This window comes from uncultured Parvibaculum sp. (genome assembly GCF_963975745.1).
Classification (GTDB): Bacteria; Pseudomonadota; Alphaproteobacteria; order Parvibaculales; family Parvibaculaceae; genus Parvibaculum.
Genome location: NZ_CAXBIB010000001.1, coordinates 230,269 through 249,064 on the forward strand (window position 1 = coordinate 230,269; position 18,796 = coordinate 249,064).

An 18,796-nucleotide genomic window follows, 5' to 3' on the forward strand; every position below is an offset into this window, starting at 1 on the left:
CGGGACTAATAGCGCTTTCATGCCATCAATCGTTCAAGTCGTCCCTTGCGCTTGGGCCAGTCGGGCATCGCGCGGTCCATTAAAGCAAAAAACTTTGCCCCGTGATGCGGTTCCGCTATGTGGCAGAGCTCGTGGGTGATGACGTAGTCGATGGCGCCGACCGGCGCCTCAATAAGGCGATGATTGAGCAACAGTCGGTGTGAGGGTGACATTGAGCCCCACCGCTGCCGCAGATGACGGACAATCAGCCCCTCTGGACGGAACGCTTCCGGATTCGAAAAGCGCTGGAGATTGGCCTCAATGCGCTCGCGAAATTTGAGATGCGCTTTCTCTCGATACCATGCCTCAACCAGATCTCGCGTCACGTTCGGTCGTCCCGGCCGATGCGTTTGCACTGTGATGAAGCCACGTATGAGCGTCACGCGCTCTTGGGTATGCGCCACGAGCTTCAGCCGATATTGACGGCCGAGATAGAGATGGGTTTCGCCGGCCACAAACCGGCGCTCCGGTGTTCGCGGCATGTACTGAATAAAGAAATTCTGCTGTCGTCTTATCCAGGCGGCCCGTTTGTGTACCTTGGCCTTGATGACTTCGATGGTTGCATCGAGAGGGGCGGCGACCATAACCGACGTATCGGGTTCGACGGCGATTTCGAGAGTTGTTCGATCTCGTCGCACGACCGAAAAATCGATCGTGCGTTCGCCGTATTGGATCCTGTGCCTTTCCGGTTTCATCCCGGAAACCGCGCCCTTGCGAGGTTCATGATCTTGATCTCGAGATCGTCCAGCGCCTCGACCGAAAGATCGATGCCTTTCTTGTCCCGAAGAACATCGAAGAAATAATCGTCGATGGCGTTGCGCATCTTGTTCTGGGCGATGTCGTTGGACCATACATCGACGATGTGATGCGCCTTGACGATATCGATGATGGCAAGGGCAATACGGGCCGTTTCATCGGCCTCGACCGGACGGTCGCCGGCAGAGGCGAGGGCGCCTTCGAGGACACCGAAAAAGGCCTGCCCGTCGTCGTCCCCCTTGATCGCATCGGGTACCTCGCGTCCACGATCCTTGCGGGCGATTTTGCTGGCAAGTTCAACCACGCTGTTGAGGTACTCTCGTTCGGAAATTCGCCTCGCGCGATAATCCCGAATAGCTTCCTCCAAAAGCTCGGAGAAACTCAGATAGAAGGTCGGATCCTCGGCCATTTTCTCGGTGATGACACGTCGCGTCGCGCTGGCGATCCGGTCGGCCCTCGATGCCTCGGATACGCCTTTCTCCTCGACAACGGCTTTCAGCGCATCGGGGTCATTGATATTGACGATCTCGATGATGGTTTCCGCCGGCAGCGCAACGACATGATCGTCGAGAAGTTTCTGGATTTTCGGTTCGAACTCCTTGACGTCGACGGTTTCCTGATATCGGAGCTGAACAGAGCGCCTCAATTCCGAAAACTGCTTCCAGTCGCGTTTCATCACGTCGACCTTCGTCTCATCGAACACATCGAAAAGCTTGTCGGAGGACAGCGATATATGAAGGCAGCGGCTGAAAGCCTTCAACCGTTCATAGAATTCATGGCGAATGGCCTCATCGCCCAGGAATTGCTCGAACTGTTCCATGTCTTTCTTGTTCTTCACGGGCTTGAAAAGGTCCCAGAGCCGATCGTGCAGCTGCGGGAGCTTCCGGATTTGTTCGCGCACGTCGTGAACGGTGCCGGCAAGGTCAACGTCGTCGAACCCCTGGAAGGCGCTATAGGCCGTCAGCGCTGTGTCGAGCTCGCCCAGCAGGCCTTCATAATCGATGATGAAGCCGAATTCCTTTTCGGTCTCGTCTTCTTCGTAAAGCCGGTTCACGCGGGCAATAGCCTGCAGGAGATTATGCTCGCGCAGCGACTTGCAAACATAGAGGACGGTGTTACGCGGTGCATCGAAGCCGGTCAGAAGCTTTGACACGACAATCAGAATTTCGGGATCGCCGGAGCCCTTGAATGCGTCGATGACCTGGCGGTTGTACTCGTCCTCGCTCTTGTAGCGGGCCATCATTCGCGTCCAGAAGCCGCGCACGATGTCTTTCGATTCCTTGTCGACCTCCTCATTGCCTTCGTTCTCGTCGGGTGCCGAGATGACGATCTCGCTGGTAACGTGACCGATCTCGTCCAGAACCTCCTTGAAGCGGACAGCGGCGGCCTTCGAAGGCGCAACAAGTTGCGCCTTGAAGCCGGTTCCCTGCCAGTGCTGGCGGAAGTGTTCGGAAATGTCGAAGGCTTTTGCGCGGATCGCCTGGCCGGTCTTCGAGAGCGCGTCCATTCGAGAGAATTTACGCTTCAGGTCGGCCTTTTGGCTCGCGGTAAGCCCCTCGCTGATCTTGTCGAACCACCGGTCGATCACATCGCCATTGACCTGCTGTTCGACCAGCCGGCCTTCATAGAGCAGGGGAACGACGGCGCCGTCCGCCACGGCTTCGTCGATCGCATATTTGTGGATGAGACCGCCAAAGGTCGAGAGCGTGTTTTTCTCCTTTTTCAGAAGCGGCGTGCCGGTAAAGCCGAGATAGCAGGCCTTCGGCAGCAGACGGCGCATCCTGGTCGCGAACTGGCTATGGCCGCCATGGCGGCCGGTCTGCGACCTGTGACTTTCATCAACCAGAACAAAGATGTTGGCATCGTCGTCCACGTCCTCGGCATTTTTTGCCGCAGTGTCGAACTTGTTGATGATGGTGGTAACGAGCGGCGCCCTGTTGCGGACCAGTTCAATCAGGTGGTTGCCGCTGGTCGCCCGGATCGGCTCCATCTCGCAGGACTTGAAGGTATCCTTGATCTGCCTGTCGAGGTCGTCGCGGTCGGTAACTATCATGATGCGCGGATTGGATATTTCCTTGTCGAGCGCCAGCGCCCGGCCGAGCATGACCATGGTCAGCGACTTGCCGGATCCCTGCGTGTGCCAGATGACGCCGCCCTTGCGCCGGCCATCGATATTGAAGTGGCGAACGCGTTCCACCGCCTTGCGAATGCCGAAAAACTGCTGGTGACGGGCAACCTTGCGCGTGCCGGCATCGAACACGGTGAATCGGCGAACTAGATCCAGAAGTCGTTCCGGTCGGCACAACGCATAAATCGTCCGGTCTTGCGCCGTGATCGCGCGAGGGCCCTCGGCGGCCAAGGCCTCGAAATGCTTCCGCGCGCCTGCAAAATCGCCAGAGAAGATCGCATCGGCCTCAACAGGCTTCAGGGTCCGGTTCGCCAGCGCGGCAATGTCGTCGTCCTTGTCTTCGTCGTCGCGCCAGCTCTGCCAATATTGCTTCGACGCACCGACCGCGGCATATCGCGCCTCGGCGCGGTTCATCGCCATCAGAAGCTGCGCGAAGTGAAACAGTTGCGGAATGTTGTCTTCGTTCTGATAGCCGATCAGCTGGCTTCCCGCTTTCTTCAGGCTCTCGGTCGGGCGCTTGTTTTCGATCACCAGGAAGGGGATGCCGTTTACATAAGCGACGATGTCGCAACGCTTCGTCTGTGTGCTGGCCGTCCGCTCGACCGCCACTTCGGCGGTGACGTGAAAAACGTTGTTGGCCGGTGTATCCCAGTCGATGAAGCGGAATGACCAGGATTTCGAGTCGCCCTGGATCGTCTTGGTGATGGTCGTGCCCAAAACAAGCGTGTCGTAGATGTCCTGATTGGTACCGCGCAGGCCTTTCTGCCGGTCTGGTGTCGGTTTCAGCCGGCGGATCGCCTCATGCGCGTCCTCGAGATCGAAGGGATAGTCACGGCCCCGATAGCTGAAGCTGTTGATCTTCAAAAGCTGCTCGGCAAGCACATCGTCGAGCACGACGTTACGCAGGCGGCCGCCGCGCATGGAAACGGCTTCGGTTTGTGAAAGCGGAACAAATCCCAGCGCCACGAGGATCTGAAGGGCAGGGATCTGGGACTGATGCTTTTCGGCCGCGATGAAGGTCATGATCCGCCTCCCACCTTTACCCGCCATTCGCCCGTCAGCAGCTTCTGCATCAGGCCTCGTTTTTGGCGGGTGAGGGTTTCGATTTCTAAAGTCAAAGCGTCAAGATCGGCCTGCCCTGTACGTAGCACGTCGGAGATGGCTCTCTGTTCGGCCAACGAAGGAACCGGGAACGGCAGCTTCGAGAACTCGCTCCAGCGTAGACTGCCGCGCCGATCTACCGAGGCGCTGGTGCTGACCTCGAAGATATGCCGGTAGAGTCCCGTCTTGAGCACGGCGAAAGCGTAGTCAGCAACCACCTTTTCAGGCGCGAACCTGAATACGGTGTAGATTGGGCTCACCACGCCTACGTCAGTCAGGTTCTGGAGGCCGATAGAGCCTTCCTCGACGTGGTTGCTGGGAAAGCCAAAGTCACCGCGCCAGATCTTCTTGTAGCCTGACAGATCGGCGCTGAAGACCTGTTTTTTGAAGTATTCAAGGGACCTTACGAATCCGTCATATTTCGAACAGGATAGGACTTCATGCTGCTCCGCATCGGCGTTCCGCTCGGAGATTTCCCTGGCCAATTTGCCGATGGGCTTGTTGTCCCAAGACGCGGGAAGCGTAAACCAGCGGTGTGGGATCATTTCGTCCGAAGTATGGAAGCGGTCGAGTTGCCGCGTCCCGAAAACAAGAGAGTGGGTCAGCATACGCTGCCGACTCAGCTTCGCCGCGCGGAGCCCCTCCAGCTTCTCGATGGCCTCGTCCCATGTCCGCAGGATTTCGGCGATCTTGTGCTGTTCGGGGAGCGGGGCAAGTGGAAATGGGCAGTGCTTGCGAAACTCGCTCGGGTTGATGTTGGCCTGACTTACGCCGCGGGTTGAAAGCCGTTTTAGCGCTATCTGAGCGATCGACGAGTTCAACCAAAAGTTCAAGAAATCGGGATCTGCTTTCGATTGGTCTGCGTGGAGCCTGACCAAATAGGACGCAAAGACCGCCTCCGAATCCTCGCGGACGATTCCCACCTTCCCGACCAAATCCGGACTGTTTGTTCGATTTAGAAGTATATCACCGCGTCGCAGACGCATTGCTGACCAATCGTTTCCGCCATCATCAACGGTCGCAAGTCCCTTGAGATTCACCGATCCTCTGACGAGATCGCGCATTCCGACAATTGGGGTATTGCCAGAAGAATCGCCCGGCTCACTTAAGCCGTACTCAGCGCTCGTAAGTACTTCCCCAACCGGCACCAGCATCCAATCACTGGGTAGCTCGTTTTCAAAAAGCGACTTCGTGAACGTCGTTCTACCATCATGATATCTTTCCGCCCTATTTGACATCTACACCCAGCTCCTTCAGGTGCCCGGCCATCTTCTCGCGAACGTCGGCAAGTTCTGTCTCAATCGCATTGATCTGCTTCTGGAGGGCGGAGACGTCGATTTCTTCCTCCGGCTCGAAAGTGTCGACGTAGCGGGGGATATTCAGGTTGAAGTCGTTCTCGACGATCTCTTCGGGGCTGGCGCGGTGGGAGTATTTTTCAATCTCCACCCGTGAGGCGTAGGTTTCCAGCACCTTCGCGATATGCGCCTCATCCATCACGTTCTGGGTCTTGCCCGACGTGAACTCCTTGCTGGCGTCGATGAAGAGCACGTCCTTGCGTGCCTCATTGACGCCGCCCTGTTCGCGGGAGCGGTCGAAAATCAGAATGGCCACCGGAATGCCCGTGGTCGTGAACAGGTTTGCGGGTAGGCCCACTACCGCGTCGAGCAGGTTCTCTTCGATCAGGGCTTGCCGAATACGCCCTTCGGCGCCGCCACGGAACAACACACCATGAGGAACGATGATGGCCACGCGGCCGCTCTGGCGCTTGGCGATCTCGATCATGTGCGTGATGAAGCCATAGTCGCCCTTGGACTTCGGCGGGATACCGCGCCAGTAGCGCTTGTACTGGTCGGTCGCCGCATCTTCGGCGCCCCATTTGTCGAGAGAGAAGGGCGGGTTTGCCACCACGACATCGAATGTCATTAGATGATCGCTCTCGACAAGAGCGGGGCTGTTCAGCGTGTCGCACCACTCGATGCGTGCGGCGTCTTTCGCATGCAGAAACATGTTCATCCGCGCCAGCGCCCAGGTGGCGCCGTTCACCTCTTGCCCGTAGAGCGCGAAATTGTCGGAGCCGACCTCCTTCGAAACATGGATCAGCAGCGAGCCTGAACCGCAGGCCGGGTCGCAGATCGTGTCGCCGGGCTTGGGGGAGGCGAGTTTGGCCAGGAGGCGCGACACGGCGGCGGGCGTATAGAATTCGCCGGCCTTCTTGCCGGCATCGGAGGCAAAGCGCGAGATCAGATAAATATAACACTCCCCAATGATGTCTTCGGTCACGCGCGAGGGGCGGAGATCGAGCGCGGGCTTGGCGAAATCCTCCAGCATGTTTTTCAGGCGGCGATTTCGGTCTTTGACCCGGCCGAGATTCGATTCCGAGTTGAAGTCGATATTGCGGAAAACCCCCTCGAGCTTGGCCCGGTTCGCATCTTCGATCTTCTCAAGCGCAATGTTGATGAGCTCGCCGATATTGGGTTCGTTGCGCTGGGCATAGAGGTCGTGAAAACTGGCGCCTTCCGGCAGGATGAAACGCTCGCGTTCGAGCCGCCGGCGAATGCGGGCGTCGTCGCCGCCAAATTGCTTGCGATAGGTCTCGACGTGATCGTTCCAGAGATCGGAGATGTATTTCAGGAAGAGCATCACAAGGATATAATCCTTGTACTGACCGGCATCGACGACGCCCCTGAAAGTGTCGCAAGCGGCCCAGGCCGTTTGATTGACTTGCTGTTGTGTCAGCTGGTCGGTCATTTCATCTTCCTCTCCGGCTCAGCGCTCCGGCAAATGAGTTTGGCCTGTTCGTCGAGGATCAGGCGACTGAGTTTTTTCCTCTTTTCGGCCAGAAGCAGAGCCAGCCCGTTCTCCCGTTCCACGAGGTCGTCAACGGCGATGATCTTGCGTTGCGTCTCGACATCTGGAACGTCGATATTCAGTTCATCTAGGCACGACTTCGGTACCATACGAATCTTGGTTCCTCGCGCACCGCTATCGAAGTGCCGCTGCGCCTCGGCCTGGTTGATGGCCCATGCCAGATACTCGGAGGTAACGACATCCGGCTTTGGTCGGAGGATAAGGAGCGGCTGGAGGGCGAGGGCGGGTTCGACAAATCGCCGATCGAGTGCCGATGCCGTATTGCGATCTCCTCGCGAGCGAAACAACACATCGCCGGCTCGTGCGAAATACCGCCCCGGAAGCGCCCCCAGATCGACACGCATAAGCTTGTCCGGCTCAATTCGCCCGGCTGCGGAAATGTCGCGCAGCTGAATAGCCGGCACGCCCGCGGTCGTGGCGGGTTCGAGACGCGCCCGCGCTGTGTAGCCAGCCTGAATCTCGCAAAGGTCGTGAAGACGCACAATGAAATCCTCTGTAGCTTAGCCCACAGGAGATAGGAATGTGGGTTCCATTGTCAATATGAAAGTATCTGTAGATAGTACCACTGTAAAAATATGATGCCTTTGTCTGGCGACCTCACTTACGTCACGCGACTACGGCTCGAAAGCGCCAACAGGCGATCGGAGTATCTAACCTGTTGAATTAAAACGATTTGCCCCTCAACTCGGCAAATTCGACGATTTTCGGGGCAAAACCAATGTTATCAATGGCTTAGGTGAAAAATCACACGCATAAGGGGTGCCGGTGACGGACCAGGATACGGGCAGTTCAAAGGGCAAGATTGGGTCGCATGGCGGCGAATTCCCGGAAACCTTTTCAACAACACGGGCGCATCGAGAGTGTGCCAAGAGACGAACCTCCGAGGTGCGCGGGATGTGGTGGCTTCGAAGCGGAAGATCATATTAGGCTGAGCCGGCGCGAAGATGCGTGCGAGGACGATGGGGTTTAAGCGGGCATTTGCCGGAACAAGATTTGGTCCTCGACCTCGGTTACATGAGGAAGGGCAGGCAACGCATTGATCTGGAAAGTGAATTTCCAGATTCGTTTTCTGTGCAGATTCATTTTCTACGCGTCCAGATTCATTTTCTATGCGAAACGCCACCGTCGCGCACCCGTCAAGCTCGGCATGTCCATTTAGCCGATAAGATATATTATGAGGAATAATAGCTCGGGCAAGGGCCGGAAACCGGCCGGAGCTCGAGAAAACCCGGAGTTGTTCCGGCTACCCTGCATGACAGCGTGGCTCTGCGCGAACCATGCGCTGCGCTCTCGCACCTCGATCTACCGCCTCATGCGTCGTCAAATATGAGGTCATTTTGTGATCGGGTTGACCCCTCGGGTCCGAACCTTCAAATACGAGCCGTCGGGGTGCTTTGGGGGCGCAACGACTGGAGGATTGATATGACCCGGTTCAGCAGGATTCTTCTCGCCGGCACCGCCAGCCTCGCGTTGGTTGCCGGCCCCGCGCTTGCCGCGGGCCCGCTTCACGGCACGGTTGGCGTCTCGGCGTCCGGCAATGCCGCCGGTTCGGCCGCATCGGCCGATATCGACGCTTCGGCGAACAGCGCCGCGCAGATCCCCGGCGCCACAACCGCGGCTGGTGCAGCCCGCGCCCAGGCCGACACGATGATTGACGCGCCGCGCGAGGCCGCGCCGGAAGAAGACCCGGCGGCAATGCCTGAGGTCGATTCGGTCGCCCAGCTTCAGGCGCTGGGCTACAGCGATATCGAGCCGCTGGAGGCCGAAGGCTCGTCCGAAGGTGAAGGCACATTCACCGCCATCAATCTCGATGGTGAGCGGGTCCATGTCACGCTCGACATGTATACCGGTATGGTGATCGGCGAAGAGCCGGCCTACTGAGCGGCATTGACCTGAAATTGGCGGCGCGGAAGTCCCGGCTTCCGCGCCGTTTCGCGTTCAGAATTCGAATTCCAGTGCCATCCCGTCATGGGCCGGCTCGACGCCCGCGGGCAATTCGCCTTTCAGTGTCTGGTAGTCGAGATCGACATGCAGATTGGTCAGCACGCCATGCGGTGCGCCGGCGCGCTTCAGCCAGCCAAGCGCCATCTCGACATGGGCATGCGTCGGGTGCGGCGTATAGCGCAGCGCATCGACGATCCAGCAATGAATACCGTTCAGTAGCGCGAAACTCTCATCCGGAATACCAACCGCATCGGCCGAATAGGCCAGCGGCCCGAAGCGGAACCCGAGTGAGCGGATATTGCCGTGATCCTGGTCGAATGGCAGCGCGGTCAGCGTGCCGCCCGGTCCCTCGACATGGATCGGCCGGCCCGGCGCCTCGATCAGGTGATGGTTGAGGATCGGCGGGTAACCGGCCCCGGGCTTCTCGCGAAAACAATATCCGAAGCGGTTGAGCAGCGTCTCGCTGGTCGGTCCGTCCATCCAGCAATCGACCCGGCGGCGCTGATTGATGGCCACCATCCGGAGATCGTCGATGCCGTGGCTCTGGTCGGCATGGTCATGCGTGAAGAGAACGCCATGGATCGGCCCCACCCCGGCATCGATCAGTTGTTCGCGCATGTCGGGCGAGGTATCGACCAGCACCACGGTCTTTTCGGCCGGGTTATGGTCCCATTGCTCGACCAGCAGCGAACAGCGCCGCCGCCGGTTCTTCGGTTCGGTCGGGTCGCAGGCGCCCCAGAAGCCGCCATTGGGCCCGATCCGCGGCACGCCGCCCGACGAGCCGCTGCCGAGTATGGTCGCCCTCAGCTTCATCGGCGCAGCACCGCATCGGGTGGCACACGCGAGAACAGCCGCAGGAAATTGGCGGTCGTCGCTTCGGCCAGTTCGGCCGCTGTCACGCCCTTGACCTCGGCGAGCTTGGCCGCCGTATGCACCACGAAAGCCGGCTCGTTGCGTTTGCCGCGCTTGGGCACCGGCGCCAGGTAAGGCGCGTCGGTCTCGACCAGCAGCCGCTCCATCGGCACCTTGGCGGCGGTGGCACGCAGTTCGTCGGCTGTCTTGAAGGTCAGGATTCCGGAAAGTGAAATATAGAGACCCAATTCGATAGCTTTTTCAGCCAGTTGCGGTCCGGAGCTGAAGCAATGCAGAAGCCCTGGGAAGGCGCCCTTCCCGGTTTCTTCGACCAGAATCTCGGCCATGTCGTCATCGGCATCGCGCGTATGCACGACAAGCGGCAGCCCGGTCTCGCGTGCCGCCGCAATATGCGCGCGGAAACTGCGCTGCTGCGCCGCGCGCGGGGAATGCTCGTAATAATAATCGAGCCCGGTCTCGCCGATGCCGACGACCTTGGGGTGCCGGGCCATCTCGATCAGCGTCGCCGTGTCGGTCTCGGGCTCCGAGGCCGCCTCATGCGGATGGATGCCGACCGTGCAGAACACATGCGGAAATCGTTCGGCGACCGCCCTCACCCGCTCGAATTCGCTGACCTTGGTCGAGATCGTCACCATCAGCCCGACGCCGGCTGCATGCGCCCGCGCCACCACATCCTCGACCTCCGGCCCGAAATCCGGAAAGTCGAGATGGCAATGACTGTCGATAAGCACCGGAAGGCTCATGGGCGTTTCCCGGTGACCGAAGACAAAACAAGGATGTCACCCCGGCGAAAGCCGGGGCCCACTCGCAGCGCCTCTTGCCGCAGTGCTTGACGTTGCGTAGCGACGCCGGCGCCGTGTGCAAGCGTTCTTGCTGAGGGAACCAATGGATCCCGGCTTTCGCCGGGATGACACTGTGATGACTGACCGCACATCCACTTCACGACGCCGCCTCCGGCTCCACATAGCGCGGAAACACGCCCGAGGGCGCCGGCAGCGCCGTCCCGGGCTTGAGCGCCCCTTGCGGTCCCAGCGTGCCGAAGCCGCGCGTCTCGGGCCCCAGCGCCAGCTGGTCGAGGATCTTGGCCGCCGCATCCGGCATCACCGGCTGCACCAGGATACCGACATGCCGGATCGCCTCGGCCAGCACATAGAGAACCGTCGCCATCCGTGCCGGATCGGTCTTGCGCAGGGTCCAGGGCGCCTGCTCGTCGACATAGCGGTTGGCGTCGCCGCACAGCCCCCAGATGGCTTCGAGCCCGCGATGGAAAGCCTGCACGTCGAATTCGGCCCGCACCCGGTCGATCAGCCCGTGCGCGGTCGCAAGCAGCGCGTCGTCGGCCTCGCTGAAGGGCCCGGGCCTCGGCACGGCGCCGCCGCAATTCTTGGCGATCATGCTGAGCACCCGCTGCACCAGATTGCCGAGATCGTTGGCAAGGTCGCCATTGGTCCGGTGCACGATCGACTTGTGCGAGAAATCGCCGTCATTGCCGAACGGCACTTCGCGCAGCAGGAAATAGCGCGAGGCATCGAGCCCGTAGGTCGAAACCAGATCGTCGGGCGCCACCACATTGCCGAGCGACTTCGACATCTTCTGGCCCTCGATGGTCCACCAGCCATGCGCGAAGATGCGCTTGGGCGTCGGCAGGCCGGCTGCCAGCAGGAAGGCCGGCCAGTAGACCGTGTGGAAGCGCAATATGTCCTTGCCGATGACATGCACATCGGCCGGCCAGTAGCGCTTGTACTGTTCGTTCTCGACATCGGGATAGCCGACGGCGGTGATGTAGTTGGTCAGCGCGTCGAGCCAGACATACATGATGTGCTTCTCGTCGCCGGGCACCGGCACGCCCCAGTCGAAGGTCGTGCGGCTGATCGAGAGGTCGCGCAGGCCCGACTTGACGAAGCTCATCACCTCGTTGCGCCGTCCCGCCGGCGCGATGAAGTCGGGATGGGCCTCGTAGAAGGCCAGCAGCGGTTCGGCCCAGGCTGACAGGCGGAAGAAATAGGATGGCTCCTCCACCCATTCGCATTCGGCGCCCGACGGCGCGATCTTCTTGCCGTTCGGGCCCTCGCTCAGCTCGTCCTCGCCGTAGAACGCCTCGTCGCGCACCGCATACCAGCCCGAATAGGAGCCGAGATAGATATCGCCGGCCTCTTCGAGCCGCTGCCACAGCGCTTGGCAGGCCGCGATGTGGCGCGGTTCGGTGGTGCGGATGAAATCGTCGTTGGAAAAATTCAGCGTGCCGCAGAGGTCGCGGAAATTCTGCGACACCCGGTCGGTGAAGGCTTGCGGCGTCACGCCCGCCAGCGCCGCCGCTTTCTCGACCTTCTGCCCATGCTCGTCGGTGCCGGTCAGGAACTTGACGTCGAAACCGTCCAGCCGCTTGAACCGCGCCAGCACGTCGCAGGCCAGCGTCGTATAGGCATGCCCGATATGCGGCACGTCATTGACGTAATAGATCGGCGTCGTGATGTAGAAGGCCTTGGGCGCGCTCATGCTGCTTTCAAATCGTTTTGCTTGGCGTCGTTCTCGTCTTCCACCCTCCCCTGGGGGAGGGTCGAAAAATTCGAGCGTACGCGAGAATTTTTCGGGGCGGGGGTTCTGCGTCGCCGTCGTCTCTCAAACCCCCGCGCGTTCGCTTGCGGCGGCTTCCAGCATCGAAAAGACGTTCAGAACCGTCAGTTTCCGGTCCGTGTTGAGCGCCTCGCCCCGGGCAATGGATTGGCCGATCTTTTCCCATACCTCGACCCAGCGATCAAGGCTGGCCCCGCCCCGCGCCGGGTCCGAAAGCCGCGCCATCGCCGCGCCCTCGCCCGCCGCGATATCGGGTCCGGGATCGAGCCCGGCGCCGGCGCGGATCAGGCGCTGCAGCCACAAGGTCAGCAATTCGCCCAGCGTTTCGAAGGCATCGTCCGCGCCGCGCCGCGCCGCCTTGTCGGCCAGCGCATGAACGGCGGCGATGTCGAGCCGCGGCAGCGATGCGAGCAGGCCGGCCAGTTCCTTGTAGAGGGCGAGGCCGCCGCCCGCCGCGATCGACAGCGCCCGGCCGGCGCTGCCATCGGCCAGCTGCGCGATCGTCTCGGCCTCGCCGGGTTTGAGCTTCAACCCGGCATATTTGCTCTTGGCGCGTTCGGCCTCGGCCAGCGCCGCCGCCTCGCTGGCCGTCATCGCAGCCACGATCTCGGCCACGCCCAGCGGCTTCATGGCCAGCGCCCGGCAGCGCGAGCGGATGGTCGGCAGCAGCCGCCCGGGCTGATGCGACAGCACCAGGAACAGCCCCTGCGGCGGCGGCTCTTCGAGCGCCTTCAGCAGCGCATTGGCGGCATTCGGATTCATGTCGTCGGCGGCATCGATGACGACGATCCGCCAGCCCCCGGCGCCGCCCGCCGTCATGCCGAAGAAATGGCCGATCCGGCGCACCTCGTCGACCGGCAGCACGCTCTTGAACTTCTTGGTCTTCTCGTCCCAGGGCCGCCGCACGGTCAGCAGGTTCGGATGGCTGCCGGCCGCCACCTGATGCGCGGCCGGGCTTTCCGTCGGCACGGCGAGATCGCGCGCGCCCGCCGCCCGCGCCGCCTCGGGCGTCCCGTGATGCAGGATGAAACGCGCAAAGCGATAGGCCAGCGTCGCCTTGCCGATCCCCTTCGGGCCGGTCATCAGCCAGGCATGATGCATCCGCCCGCCCATGAAGGCTTCGAACAGCGCCCGCTCGGCCTCCTGATGGCCGAACAGCGCCGCCACCTCGCGCGGATGCGGAAAGGCGTCGAGCCGGTCGCTTTCGGGAATCTCTTTATCGGCCATGGTGCTGTGTTAGCACGGGCGGGCGCCGGGCGTCATGCCTGCTGTGAACGGGGGCGGCCTCAGCGTGCCTCGATCAGCCCGCGCGTTTCGGCGATCTGGCCGTCGGGCCGGATGACGCGTATGGCCAGCACGTTGATCTGTTCGTTGAGATCGTCCGCCAGCGGATCGATGCGCTCGTTGTTGATCGCGACCTCGTAATAGAGGTGGTTGCCGGTCGCGAGTCCGGTCCGGCCGACATAGCCGATGACATCGCCCTTCCGGACGCCGGCGCCGGCCTTGATGCCGGGCGCGAAGCCCGACAGATGCGCATAGAAGGTCTCGACATTCTCGGCGTGACGGATCGTGACCAGCTTGCCGTAATTGCCGCGCCAGCCGGCCATGCCGACAATGCCGTCTTCCGCCGCATAGACCGGCGTCCCCTTCGGCGCCGCCCAGTCGACGCCGCGATGCAGCCGCTTGTCCTTCAGCACCGGATGGATGCGCCATCCGTACCCGGAGGTCATGCGCACCTGCGAGGTGTCGATCGGATCGCCGAGATGAAGGCCGCGGCTTGGCAGGCTCGGCTGCACGGGTGCGGGCCGCTCGAGCGGCACGACGTGATCGCGCGCGGCCGGATCGAGCGCCAGGGCGAGATCGCTGCTGCGGGCGTCGGCGGAGGAATGCGGAAGGAGGATCATCAGAGCGGCGAGGAGGATTATGGCCGCCGAAAAAATGGGTCGGTCGACCTGTTTTTGCTGTCGTCGTGTCACCGGCGATCCTCTTCGCGTGGCCGGCGCGGTCGCCGGGAATCCATCCGTCTGAAAAATGCTGCCAGTGCTATAGGCGAAGGCGGGGATAAGGGCAAACCGGATTAACCCCGTTTGCCGATTATGACAGTTCAGTGACAGTTCCGTGACAGAGGGGGGGTAAGGCGTTGTTCGACTGTCTGCCAGATCGCTGTGGCGACCGCCGCCGGGTCACCGCTGGCATCGATCACGGCGCAGCGCTCGGGCTCGTTTTTGGCAATGTTCAGAAAGGCTTGGCGCAACCGTTCGTGGAACTCGGTGCCCATGCGCTCGTAGCGGTCCTCGGCCGAATCCTCTCCGCTGTGACGCTGCCGTGCACGCGCGAGCCCGGTTTCGACCGGTAGATCGAGGATCAGCGTCAGCGCCGGCATTGTATCGCCGACGACCAACGCCTTGAGTTGATTGATGAATTCGAGCCCAACCCCCTGCCCCTGATAGGCGATCGTCGAGTCGGTGAAGCGGTCCGAAATCACCCATTCGCCGCGTGCCAGCGCCGGTCTGATGGTCCGTTCCAGATGCTCCGCCCGTGCCGCAAAGTGAAGCAAAGCCTCGCTTTTTGGGCTCCATCGCGTCGTTTCGCCGGTCACCAGCAGCTGTCTTATCGCCTCCGCACCCGGCGCGCCGCCGGGCTCGCGGGTCACGCAAACCGTCGCGCCCCGCTCCCGCAGTCTCTCCGCAAGTCTTTGAATCTGCGTCGATTTTCCGGCGCCCTCGCCGCCTTCCAGCGTGATGAACCGCCCCTCCGCCAAGGCTCAGCTTCCAAACAGCATATGCATCAGCGCACCGCCCGCCCGCGCCAGAATCCCTTGTCTTTCAACGCTTCCGCCGGCCACCAGCGGATATTCCCGCGTCGGCGCGCCCGGCGTCTCGATTTTCAGCGTCGCAATGTGCTGCCCCGCTTCGACCGGCGCCATCAGCGGCGTTTGATACGCCACCGACACTTTCATGTCGCGGCGCTGGTCGACCGACAGGATCACGTCGATGTCGGACGTGCTGACCAGCGGCACTTCGGCATAGGTGCCCTGCCACACGGGCACATTCTCGACAGGCGTACCCGCCGCGAAAAGCTTGTAATTCTTGAACGATCGGAAACCCCAGTCGAGAATCCGCACCGTTTCGTCCGCACGCGCCCTTTCGCTTTCCAGCCCGTTCAGAACAAGGATCAGTCGACGGTCGCCGCGTTGTGCCGATGCCGTCAGTCCATAGCCGGCCGCCTCGGTGTGCCCGGTCTTCAGTCCGTCCACGGACGGATCGAGGTACAGGCCGGGGTTGCGGTTCGCTTGACGAATTCCGTTCCAGGTGAAGTCACGCTCCTTGAAGATCGGATAATATTCCGGAAACTCCATGATGATGTGCCGCGCCAGCAACGCAAGATCGCGCGGCGTCATGACATGCTCATCATGCGGCCAGCCGGTGGAGTTCTTGAAGACCGAGCCGGTGAGACCGATTTCCTTGCCGCGCTCGGTCATGCGTATTGCAAAGGCCTCCTCGGAACCGCTCAGTGCCTCGGCGACGGCGATGCAGGCATCGTTACCCGACTGGATGATGATGCTCTTGAGCAGCGCCTCGACGGGAACCGACGAGTTAAGATCGGCAAACATGGTCGACGAGCCCGACGCAGCGCCACCGGTGCGCCAGGCATGCTCGCTGATGATGAACTCGTCATCGAGCTTGACGCTGCCGTCGCGAAGCGCGCCGAAGAGCACGTCGAGCGTCATCAGCTTGCTCATGCTGGCCGGATACATTGTCTCGTCTTCGTTCTTGCCCCAGAGCACGGCGCCGGTCTCGTAGTCCATCAGGATGGCGAAGCTGGATGATGTATCGAAAGCAAGGGCTGCGCGCGGCGCGGCCAGCGTCGTCCCGACAAGTGCGATACAGAGAATGACAATGGAGGTAATGCTTTTCATGTTCTCTAACGGTCCTCTTCGGCGACGGGACGAGACGCTTTGCCGGAAAATGCAGCCTAGTCGATGACGATGCGCGCACCGCTATGCCCGCGCTGCACGACGGACTGCAGCGAACTGTCGGCCGCCGGAACATCGGAAAGCGGGCCCAGGCGAACGCGGTAGAACGGCGTGCCTTCCACCGTTGTTGTCTGAATCTCGACAGGGCCAAGTCCGGCCAATTGCTGGCGCACTGCCTGGGCGTTCTGCAGATTTTGAAACGAACCGGCCTGGACATATATGCCACCCGTTCCGGTGACGGGTCGGTACTGTGTCACAGTCGGATCGTCTCGAACGGGTTCCATGGCCGCATCGGACAAGGCCGATTGCACCGTTCTAGCCGGTGCAATGCTCTGCGGTGCCGCACTTGCCGCGCCTGCGGGTGCGGCGAGTTCGGTGGTCGAGACCGCAGCAACCGACGTTAAAGGTGCGGCGGTGGCACGGCGCTCGTCCGGCGGTGTCTCGACCTTCGGCGCAATGAAGGTTTCTGCAACCGCGCGGCCGTCGCCAATGCCGCCATCGAGCGGCGCCCGGCCGATATATTCCACACGAACCTTTGCGGTGCCTTTCATCATGAAGCCGAGTTCCTCGGCGGCACGTTTCGACATGTCGATTTCGCGCCCGGCGGCGAAGGGGCCGCGGTCATTGATGCGGACGATGACCGAACGGCCGTTTTCAAGATTGGTGACGCGCGCGATCGTCGGCATTGGCAGCGTCGGGTGTGCGGCCGTCATGGCGTTCTGATCGAAAATCTCGCCATTGGCGGTCTGCTTGCCGTGAAACTGCGGGCCGTACCATGAGGCGATGCCCGTTGCGTTGTATTTCTCGTCTTCGCGCGGATAGTACCAGATACCGCCGATCTGGTAGGGGTTTCCGACCTTGTAGTAGCCGCCGCCTGTCTTGAGTGGCGCCGCGCTCGTGGGCTTGTCCGCGGTTCCGCAGCCGGCCAGCAACAGGGCAAGCGCCAGTGACGCCAGCAGAGCGCGGGCGACACATTGAACCCTCGCGGGAGCTCGAACAGGCATTGAGAACCTCTCTCCGAGGTGACCATCGCTCGTCATTGGAAACGAATCATACCTCGAACGTATTCATTTTTTCTTATAGTCAGCCGCGCTTTCGGCGGCAAGCAGGAGCGCGCCCCCATCCGGAATTTGCTACCGGCTTCATTAGGTTACATCATGCGCGCCATCCGTGCCTGCCCAGTTGGACCAAACTTGTGAACGAACTTTCCTCCAATGCGACACCCGACTCCCTGACCGCCGGACTTGTCGATCTGATCCGCAGCAAGCCGATTGCACCGGCCGACCTGGAAGCGGCCGCGCTTTTTACGCTCGATGCCGTCGCCAACAGTCTGGCGGGCCGCAATTCCGAGCCGGGGCACATTCTGGCGAACTGGTGGCAATCGCGGGGCCCCTCGAATGTGACGCCGGATCCGGCGCGATTGGCGTTCCTGATGGGCGCGCTCTGTCACATTCTGGAAACAGATGATCTGCATCGCGAGTCGGTCGTGCATCCCGGCTGCGTTGTCATACCTGCCGCCTGGACGCTGGCGGCAGCGCGTGGCTCGACGGGCAAGGCATTCCTCGAAGCGGTATTGCATGGCTTCGAGGCGGCGACACGGATCGGCATGGCCGTCGGTCCGGCGCATTATCGCATCTGGCACAACACGGCAACCTGCGGGCCTTTTGGTTCGGCCATGGCGGCAGCGGCGCTGCTCGGACTTTCGGATGCAGCCGCGGTTGATGCGCTGGGCAATGCAGGCAGCCAGTCATCGGGTCTCTGGCAGTTTCTCGAAACAGGGGCCATGACCAAACATCTGCATGCCGGACATGCCGCGGAGGCCGGTGTCAACGCCGCCGAACTCGCTGCCTTTGGCTTCACAGGGCCGCCGCGGATACTGGAGGGCGAGAAGGGCTTCTTTCGTGCAGCCTGTCCCGATGCGGATCCAGAGGCCGTTCTGCGCGCGCCGAATATGCCATGGCAGCTTGCCAGGACCTCGATCAAGCCATGGCCCTCCTGCCGCCATACCCATCCGACTATTGACGCTGCTTCCGAGCTGCGGGCGCGTCTGGCTGATGCGGATCTTGCGCCCGAGGCGATTGTGGCGATCGACGTCTCGACATACGCGGCCGCGATCGATGTCTGCAATCGGCCTGTGGTCGAGAGCGATTACGAAGCGAAATTTTCACTGCAGCATGCGGTGGCTGCCGCCCTGCTCTTTCCTGTTGTCGATTTCGAAGCCTTCGGAGCGTCGGCGCGGCAATACTGTGCGCCACTCGCAGCGCGTGTTCGTGTCGAAGCAGCAGAGCCATGGGCGTCCGCCTATCCGTTGAACTGGGGCGGGCGCGTCATCCTGCGCATGATGGATGGGCGTGAACTGGTTGCCGTACGAACCGATGCCAAGGGTGATCCCGAGGCGCCGCTCCGGCGCGAAGAAATGATCGACAAGGCCGCCATGTTGTTGAGACATGGCGGTGTCGACAAACCGATGCCTCTGATCGAAGCTATTCTGGACCTCGCCACACGCGATGCCCTGCCCGATCTGGCGCTGATCTGAA

General features: G+C 61.4%; 15 protein-coding genes. 2 read left to right on the top strand and 13 right to left on the bottom strand.

What is annotated here, in order from left to right; genetic code table 11:
- Positions 1 to 17: 17 nt before the first annotated feature.
- The 5 genes from AAC071_RS01100 to AAC071_RS01120 all read right to left on the bottom strand — a co-directional run bounded on the left by AAC071_RS01100 (position 18) and on the right by AAC071_RS01120 (position 7,374).
- A complete protein-coding gene (locus AAC071_RS01100) occupies positions 18 to 734 on the bottom strand; it encodes a SprT family zinc-dependent metalloprotease (RefSeq protein ID WP_339828961.1) in 717 nt (238 codons plus the stop codon).
- Positions 731 to 3,946, bottom strand: coding sequence for an HsdR family type I site-specific deoxyribonuclease (locus tag AAC071_RS01105; RefSeq protein WP_339828963.1), 3,216 nt, complete (start codon positions 3,944 to 3,946; stop codon positions 731 to 733). Before AAC071_RS01105 ends, AAC071_RS01100 begins: the two co-directional genes overlap by 4 nt.
- Positions 3,943 to 5,178 (bottom strand): restriction endonuclease subunit S, encoded by a 1,236-nt coding sequence (locus AAC071_RS01110; protein ID WP_339828965.1) that lies wholly within the window; start codon positions 5,176 to 5,178, stop codon positions 3,943 to 3,945. Before AAC071_RS01110 ends, AAC071_RS01105 begins: the two co-directional genes overlap by 4 nt.
- Positions 5,179 to 5,251: 73 nt before the next feature.
- Positions 5,252 to 6,772: a type I restriction-modification system subunit M gene (locus tag AAC071_RS01115; RefSeq protein WP_339828967.1), complete on the bottom strand. Its 1,521-nt coding sequence runs from the start codon at positions 6,770 to 6,772 to the stop codon at positions 5,252 to 5,254.
- Complete coding sequence (locus AAC071_RS01120) at positions 6,769 to 7,374, bottom strand: restriction endonuclease subunit S (protein ID WP_339828969.1); 606 nt, start codon at positions 7,372 to 7,374, stop codon at positions 6,769 to 6,771. The genes AAC071_RS01115 and AAC071_RS01120 overlap by 4 nt, the downstream gene beginning before the upstream one ends.
- Positions 7,375 to 8,314: 940 nt before the next feature.
- Here AAC071_RS01120 and AAC071_RS01125 point away from each other — a divergent pair.
- A complete protein-coding gene (locus AAC071_RS01125; protein ID WP_339828972.1) occupies positions 8,315 to 8,773 on the top strand; it encodes a hypothetical protein in 459 nt (152 codons plus the stop codon).
- 57 nt (positions 8,774 to 8,830) lie between these two features.
- Here AAC071_RS01125 and AAC071_RS01130 read toward each other — a convergent pair whose 3' ends face one another.
- From AAC071_RS01130 to AAC071_RS01165, 8 genes are all read right to left on the bottom strand, one after another.
- The gene (locus tag AAC071_RS01130) at positions 8,831 to 9,649 is read right to left on the bottom strand and encodes an MBL fold metallo-hydrolase (protein ID WP_339828974.1); all 819 of its coding nucleotides are present in this window, start codon (positions 9,647 to 9,649) and stop codon (positions 8,831 to 8,833) included.
- A complete protein-coding gene (locus AAC071_RS01135; RefSeq protein ID WP_339829254.1) occupies positions 9,646 to 10,440 on the bottom strand; it encodes a TatD family hydrolase in 795 nt (264 codons plus the stop codon). Before AAC071_RS01135 ends, AAC071_RS01130 begins: the two co-directional genes overlap by 4 nt.
- 208 nt (positions 10,441 to 10,648) lie before the next feature.
- Complete coding sequence (metG, locus tag AAC071_RS01140) at positions 10,649 to 12,205, bottom strand: methionine--tRNA ligase (RefSeq protein WP_339828977.1); 1,557 nt, start codon at positions 12,203 to 12,205, stop codon at positions 10,649 to 10,651.
- Positions 12,206 to 12,328: 123 nt separating this feature from the next.
- The gene (locus AAC071_RS01145) at positions 12,329 to 13,510 is read right to left on the bottom strand and encodes a DNA polymerase III subunit delta' (RefSeq protein WP_339828979.1); all 1,182 of its coding nucleotides are present in this window, start codon (positions 13,508 to 13,510) and stop codon (positions 12,329 to 12,331) included.
- Between the two features lie 59 nt (positions 13,511 to 13,569).
- The gene (locus AAC071_RS01150) at positions 13,570 to 14,187 is read right to left on the bottom strand and encodes a M23 family metallopeptidase (protein ID WP_339828981.1); all 618 of its coding nucleotides are present in this window, start codon (positions 14,185 to 14,187) and stop codon (positions 13,570 to 13,572) included.
- 200 nt (positions 14,188 to 14,387) lie between these two features.
- Positions 14,388 to 15,044, bottom strand: a complete 657-nt coding sequence (gene tmk / locus AAC071_RS01155) for a dTMP kinase (RefSeq protein ID WP_339828983.1) — start codon at positions 15,042 to 15,044, stop codon at positions 14,388 to 14,390.
- A 3-nt stretch (positions 15,045 to 15,047) separates the two neighbouring features.
- Positions 15,048 to 16,202 carry a D-alanyl-D-alanine carboxypeptidase family protein gene (locus tag AAC071_RS01160; RefSeq protein WP_339828986.1) on the bottom strand — a complete coding sequence of 385 codons (1,155 nt, stop codon included), beginning with the start codon at positions 16,200 to 16,202 and terminating at the stop codon, positions 15,048 to 15,050.
- Positions 16,203 to 16,258: 56 nt separating this feature from the next.
- A complete protein-coding gene (locus AAC071_RS01165) occupies positions 16,259 to 17,263 on the bottom strand; it encodes a septal ring lytic transglycosylase RlpA family protein (protein WP_339828988.1) in 1,005 nt (334 codons plus the stop codon).
- 191 nt (positions 17,264 to 17,454) lie between these two features.
- On the opposite strand from AAC071_RS01165, the gene AAC071_RS01170 reads away from it, so the two are divergent.
- Positions 17,455 to 18,795 (top strand): MmgE/PrpD family protein, encoded by a 1,341-nt coding sequence (locus AAC071_RS01170; RefSeq protein ID WP_339828991.1) that lies wholly within the window; start codon positions 17,455 to 17,457, stop codon positions 18,793 to 18,795.
- The last annotated feature ends 1 nt before the right edge of the window (position 18,796 follow it).